This window comes from uncultured Helicobacter sp., from assembly GCF_949282165.1.
GTDB lineage: Bacteria > Campylobacterota > Campylobacteria > Campylobacterales > Helicobacteraceae > Helicobacter_F.
Genome location: NZ_CASDOV010000001.1, coordinates 371,356 through 377,512, shown reverse-complemented (window position 1 = coordinate 377,512; position 6,157 = coordinate 371,356). Strand labels below are relative to the sequence as shown.

At 48.0% G+C, this 6,157-nt stretch carries 8 protein-coding genes; 1 reads left to right on the top strand and 7 read right to left on the bottom strand.

Translation table 11 applies throughout. The features are described from left to right. Positions 1-687: 687 nt before the first annotated feature. Positions 688-936, top strand: a complete 249-nt coding sequence (locus ACH2BK_RS01920; RefSeq protein ID WP_395001865.1) for a hypothetical protein — start codon at positions 688-690, stop codon at positions 934-936. A gap of 28 nt (positions 937-964) precedes the next feature. On the opposite strand, the gene dapE is transcribed toward ACH2BK_RS01920, so the two are convergent. The 7 genes from dapE to ACH2BK_RS01885 are packed head-to-tail and all read right to left on the bottom strand — an operon-like array spanning position 965 to position 6,157. Beyond that, on the bottom strand, positions 965-2,110 hold the full coding sequence (gene dapE / locus ACH2BK_RS01915) for a succinyl-diaminopimelate desuccinylase (protein ID WP_395001864.1): 1,146 nt from the start codon (positions 2,108-2,110) through the stop codon (positions 965-967). Beyond that, positions 2,110-2,295 carry a hypothetical protein gene (locus ACH2BK_RS01910; protein ID WP_394994123.1) on the bottom strand — a complete coding sequence of 62 codons (186 nt, stop codon included), beginning with the start codon at positions 2,293-2,295 and terminating at the stop codon, positions 2,110-2,112. The genes dapE and ACH2BK_RS01910 overlap by 1 nt, the downstream gene beginning before the upstream one ends. Further along, complete coding sequence (locus ACH2BK_RS01905; RefSeq protein WP_395001863.1) at positions 2,270-4,417, bottom strand: heavy metal translocating P-type ATPase; 2,148 nt, start codon at positions 4,415-4,417, stop codon at positions 2,270-2,272. Before ACH2BK_RS01905 ends, ACH2BK_RS01910 begins: the two co-directional genes overlap by 26 nt. A gap of 9 nt (positions 4,418-4,426) precedes the next feature. Continuing rightward, complete coding sequence (locus ACH2BK_RS01900) at positions 4,427-4,774, bottom strand: YtxH domain-containing protein (RefSeq protein WP_395001862.1); 348 nt, start codon at positions 4,772-4,774, stop codon at positions 4,427-4,429. Further along, a complete protein-coding gene (locus ACH2BK_RS01895) occupies positions 4,752-5,105 on the bottom strand; it encodes a hypothetical protein (RefSeq protein WP_394994131.1) in 354 nt (117 codons plus the stop codon). Before ACH2BK_RS01895 ends, ACH2BK_RS01900 begins: the two co-directional genes overlap by 23 nt. Positions 5,106-5,113: 8 nt before the next feature. Then, on the bottom strand, positions 5,114-5,416 hold the full coding sequence (locus tag ACH2BK_RS01890; protein WP_394994134.1) for a hypothetical protein: 303 nt from the start codon (positions 5,414-5,416) through the stop codon (positions 5,114-5,116). A gap of 3 nt (positions 5,417-5,419) precedes the next feature. Beyond that, on the bottom strand, positions 5,420-6,157 hold the full coding sequence (locus tag ACH2BK_RS01885; RefSeq protein ID WP_395001861.1) for a hypothetical protein: 738 nt from the start codon (positions 6,155-6,157) through the stop codon (positions 5,420-5,422).

The following is a 6,157-nucleotide window of genomic DNA, read 5'->3' as shown; positions in this document are numbered from 1 at the left end:
GTTGCTTCGAATCTGAAAGACTAGAATCTAAGCTTTCCTTAGAATCTGAATCCGCTCTAGATTCTAGATTGTTTGGATTCTGTGTTGTAAATTCTGCAAATTTTTTTAGGCTTAGATTCTGCATTTGTGTATCTTTTAGACTTCTGCGCATCCTAGATTCTGTGTGCGAGAATCTGTGAGGAATTGCACAGATTCTATGCTGCTTAGATTCTGTATTTGCTTATTTCTTAGAATCTCCGCGCTAGATTTTGTAAATTCTAAGTTTCTTAGAGTTGTGTTCTCACGAATGCTTTCTAGATTCTGTGTATTGTTTTGTTTTTTCGCAAAAAGGAGTATTCCCCTCTCCCCGCTTCTAAAGCCCCGAAAAAGCCGCCACTTTTTTGCTGCGCTTTACTTGCAACCCGTTGGCTCTTTTGCGCAGCCACAAAGTGTATCTTTTGGCAGGAGTGCCACGCACGACAAGGGCGAGTGTCGGTATGCACTTGCGTGCTACACATTTGATTTGATTTTTGCGCTGCATTAATGACAGAACCTAAGGCTTTTAAATCTTTAGATTCTGCTTAGGCCTCGTGCTACCGCACGCACTATTATTGATATTTGGCAAAGCCTTGCACAAGGTTTTTGAAGTAGGGGATTGTGTGATTTGCTTAGATTCTCTAACGCGTTTTCTTTTTGATAGAATCTAATTTGGTTTATAGAAAAGGTGCTAGCCCAAGTGGCGTTCCTGACGCGATTACACTAAAAGATTCTATAATCTTGCTAAAAAACGCCGTGTATGAACGCGTAAGCGGAGCGAGTGGCAATTCACTTGCCACGAAGCGGTATCAAGTTTGTGAAACAAACTTGCATAAAAATTATAGAAAAGGTGCTAGCCCAAGTGGCGTCAATGAGGTGGCGGCACCAACGCAGCGGCAAGGGATCTGCCTCACACCCTGATGCACGAGCTTGCCCTAGCAAACCAGTATCAAGCAATACCTCTGCTAACTTGCTCCAAAAAGCGCGTGAAAATCTCATAGAGCCTTTGCACATCTTGGGGTTTGACGCGCTCATCTATGGCGTGAATTTTGTCATTTGGCACGCCCACTTCTACCACCGGTATGCCCCTAGCACCAAAGAATCTCGCATCGCTCGTGCCCCCGCTCGTGCTAAGCTCCGGGGCGCGCCCACACACAGATTCTATACACGCGCTCATCATCGCCACAAGCGATGAATCGCTCAAAAACCCCACTGAGCTCTGCCTAAGCTCAAGCGTGAAGTCTAGCCCCTCTAGCACCTTGCGCACATAGGACCGGACATCTTCTTTTGTGGTTTGTGGGGAATTGCGCACATTAAAGAGGATTTTTAGCTCATTTGGCGTCACATTCACAACTTCCATACCGCCGCGTATATCGGTGATCACGAGCTTGCTTGGCTCAAAATGCGCATCGCCTTTGTCAAGATTCACACCAGCGAGCTCGCCTAGCCGCGCGCCCAAAAGCTCAGTGGGATTGATGCAGTTTTGGGGATAGGCGACGTGCCCTTGCTTGCCAAAAATCGTGATTTTGCCATTGATACTGCCGCGCCGCCCCACTTTTATCACATCGCCACAAACTGCGTGCGCGGTGGGTTCAGCCACGATCGCCATAGTGGGCAGCAGCCCTCTAGATTCTAACTCATCTAGCATATATCGCGTGCCATAAGTCCCCTCGCCCTCCTCATCGCTTGTGAGCAAAAGCGAGATTTGCAAATCCTGTGTCGCACTAGGGTTGCGCACTAGGAAATCCCGTACCGCACACACAAACGCACTCACGCCACTTTTCATATCCTGCGCGCCACGCCCATAGAGATAGCCATCTCTGTGTGCGGGGGTAAAGGGATCGCTGCTCCAGCCCTCGCCCGGCGGGACGACATCGATATGCCCAGCAAAGCACAAATGCCGCTGCGCCTTGCGTGGCGTGTATAAAAAGAGATTTTTCACGCCCTCTCTTTCTTGCGTGATGACTTCACGTGCATTCTCGCCTAAAGCTTGTGCGAAAATCTTTTCCACTAGCGCGTATATCCCGCATTCCTTAGGCGTTATGCTCGGATAGCTTATGAGTCTCTCTAAGAGCGAGAGAGCGTTAAGATTCATTATTTTTTGTTATACAAGCTATGATGCCAGATACTAAAGCCCACCAACGCTATGCCTGAAAGGATATGTAGATTCTTCGCGCCTTTGTTTTTCATAAAAAACGCACTACCGACACAAAGTGCCATAGACGCAGTCATACCGACTTTTGCTAGCTCTCGCTTAGATTCTAGTTTTTTGAGTTTCATAATTCTCCTTTTGCTTTTTAAGTGTGATAGGTCGCAGGGCGTTAAGAAGCAAGAAAATAGTCGTGCCATTGTGCAAAAACGCCGTCTGTATCGGCGAAAGCCTGCCAAAGGTGGCTGAAGCCAAAATCACGCTATTGGTAACCACGGTGATGATGAAGTTTTTGCGCACTTTTGCAAGGCATTGCATTGCGTATTCTTTGACATCTGCTACGGCTTCTATATCGTCTCTAAGCAGCACGATATCTGCGCTTGCTTTTGCGATATCCGCGCCCTTGTGCATACCTATGCCGCTATCTGCCTTGATGAGCGCGGGCGCGTCGTTGATCCCATCGCCCACAAACGCCACCTTTTCTCCCTCGCTCATAATGGATTCTAAAATCTCTGCCTTTTGTGTGGGCAGCAACTCCGCATAGAATCTATCAATCCCAAGCGAGTCTGCAATCTCTTTAGCCTTTTGGTATCCATCGCCTGTGAGCATAACTATCTCCTGCACGCCGTATTTGCGCAGGCGCGCTATGGCTTGCTTGGCATTGTGGCGCAAGGTGTCTTTGAGCATAATGACTGCGAGGAGCTCTTTGTCATATCCGATGAAAAGCGGCGTGTGCCCAGAATCTAGTAGCCTCGCAATCTCTGCATCGTGCGCACTCATATCCACACCCTCATCGTCCTCTAGAAAATGGCGATTGCCAATGAGCACTTCCTTGCCATTGATTTGGCTCTTTACCCCGTGCGCGACGATAAAGGTAACCTCATCGTGGTGCATATGGATAAACTCCCGCTCCCTCGCTGCGCGCACCACGGCTTCCGCCACGGGGTGGAAATAATGCTCTTCAATGCTTGCTGAGAGATTGAGAATCTCATCTGTGTGCCACGCGGGATTGAAGGAATGCACCTCCACCACTTCTAGCTCGCCATTTGTGAGCGTCCCGGTTTTGTCAAACACGAACACTTGCGCTTGGTTGAGGGTTTCAAGGCTTTTTGCACCTTTGATGATGATGCCGTTTTTGCCGGCGTTGGAAATCGTGGATTTAAACGCCACGGGCGTGGCGAGCTTGAGCGCGCAGGAATAATCGGCTTGCAACACAGAGGCGACGCGCGTGAGATCGCGACTAAAGACATATGAGATAATCGCAAGCCCAAGTGTGATGGGCACGAGCTTGTCCGCCATTTGTGAGGCACTAAGTTGGATTGAGGATTTTTGTGAGAGCGTTGTTTGGATATATTCTCTAATGCGCGCTGTGGCTGTCTGCTCGCCCACGCTTTCCGCCCAAATCTTGATTTTGCCCTCCTGCACGATCGTGCCAGAGAGCACCCTATCTCCGCGAGCGCGATGCACGGGCGTGGCTTCGCCCGTCATTGAGATTTGATTGACTAAGGCTTCTCCAGAGACGATATGCCCATCGATGAGGATTGTCTGCCCCGCGCCCACGACTACGATATTCCCCACTTGTATTTGGCTACTAGGCACTAATACGAGCTCGGTTTTATCATTTATATACTTTTCCACCCACGCATCGCCACCTTGGGGCTTGCTAAGCTCTTTTAATAAATCATCGCTTTTATACATAGACATCTCTTCTATGTATTCGCCAAGAGTGAGCATAAAATTCGTGGAGTTTGCCGTGCGATAATCCTGCCGATACAGTGATATGGCTATCGCCATAGATTCTAAGACGCGTGAAGTGATACCTTGGGTAAAAATCTCCTTTATGCCGCTTGTGAGGATGGGGGCACAAGCGATAAAGGAAAATACGGATTTGAGGGGATTGGCGGGCAAAAGCGACTCGCTCACTAACGCCGTAGCCGAGCGCACGACTTCCACAGAGCTAGGTATCTCGCCACGCAGGGCGAGGTAGCTATCCTCAGAGGCTTTTTTGTTTGATAGCGTGGTGAGGTTTTGTAAAATCGCAAAAATCTCTCGTTTTATCCTCTCAAGGCTGCCGTGGTAGGTGATGATGATATTATGCAATATGTCATTAATCCGCACGCTTGTGATAGAGGGGAGTTTCTCTAGCTCCACACGCAAGATAAGGGCTTGTATCGTGCTACCCTCGGGGCATACATACGCAAAGCGCGCACGAGTAGGCGTGTGATGGATAAGCCTAAGGACAAGCTTTGACATATAAGCTCATTATTCTTTGTGAGAATCCACTTCTGCCTTGGCGTCCTCATACCGCTCTTTTAGCTCCTCTATGCCCATCTCAAAGAGACTAGAGAGCTTGGCAAATCCTTTAAAAATCGCCTTTTGTGCGTCCTCATTAGTGAGGATAAATGTCGCCACTGCCCCGATAAGCGCGCCTTTTAGGAAGTCTTGCTGGGTGTTGCCACTATTGAAAAAAGAGGCGAAAAGATTCTGAGCGTTGGTGCTTTGGTTTGTGGTGTTTGTCGCGTTTGTATCCGTCTTTGGCTGATTGATATAGGGATTGTCCTGCACGGAATGGAGATTGTCGAGATTGTCATTTGTCGTGTTTGTTGTCATTTAAAGCTCCTTGAGTAAAAAATTGTGAAAAATCTATATTTTCAAGCGCGTAGCTTCCGGCTACACCCACCAGCAGGTAGGCACTAGATTCCAAAACATTGCTTAGCGCAGCCTTGGGGCTACCAAGCGCGTTGGCTATGCCGATGGTGCAAATCCCGAGCAACGCACCCTGTGCCGTGCTTTTTATCGTATTGCCTAGGGCTTGTGGTTTGGAAATTTCTCCCTTTTTATACTGCTGATAGTTGCTAATCCCCGCTGCTATGAGTCCCGCCGCTGCACCGCTCACAGCGTGGGCATTGAGCGATCTGGGCATACCTGTATCGATTATCATAGGGGCTCTCAAATGTTGGTTTCAGTTATGGAGGCTAGCGGTGTTAAGATTGGTGTCTCTGTGGTGCTTGTCGTAGTGCTTGTTGCGCGTTTTGCGCGAGGTTTTCTAGGTTTTCTAGTTTTTGTTACTTGTTTTGTCGCTTCTGCTTCAGATACGAGCGCTTGGGCTGGCTTCCTACCTCTTCTGCCCGGTTTTTTTATCTCTATGTCTTTGGCTGCGTCTTGCAACGACTTAGAAATCTTTGCTCGATTGTTGTAGGCAAACACAGCGCCTCCGCCCAAAATCAGTCCTGCGAGAAATGGTAATGCCATAAGTTACTCCTTGTTTGTGTGCAAAATTTTGCCCGCAATAATAGCACAAAAACTCCCTAAAATGCCCCCACCAATAAGAGAAAAATTAATTTTTTCTAAAAATTGTGTCAATTCCTGATGGGAGATTTGCCCATTTTGGAGTTTTTGCACGATATTTTTAGCCTCCTTGATAGAGGCTTGTAGAGGGGTTAGAATCTCTGTGAGATTTTGCTGCCCTAGCAGTGCTTGGAGGCTAGAGAGCGGCGAGTGAGAATCCTCGCTAAGCAGTGAGCGCAAAAGCGGTATGTGGTGGTTGTAGCTTAGTGCCTCAAGGCGATAGAGCATATCCAGATAAGAATCTCGGGGAGAATCTTGTGCTAGCTCTTGTGATTGGAGCAAAATATCGCATATATGGATATGGTTTGTTTCCATACCTAGCGCGATACAGAGGCTTTGTGTCAAATTAAAATTATGCGCACAAATCTCCTCACAAAGTGCCGCAATATCGGGCAGGATATACTGCTGTGGCACTAGATTCTGTAATGCGTGCAAATCGTGATAGTCTCCCTCGCACAAGGCATTTTGTGGATAGAGACTAGAGGCTTGATCAAGCAAAGCGCGCTCTTGCGCGATAAGTGATGCTAGTGCCTGCGCCCTCTTGTCTGTGTAAAAATGCTGTGTTAAAAACTCATACAAGCCCACGCCCCGCGCTCTTGTATGCAGGACAAAGGCAAGTAAATCATCGTGTGCGTGTGTAATCAT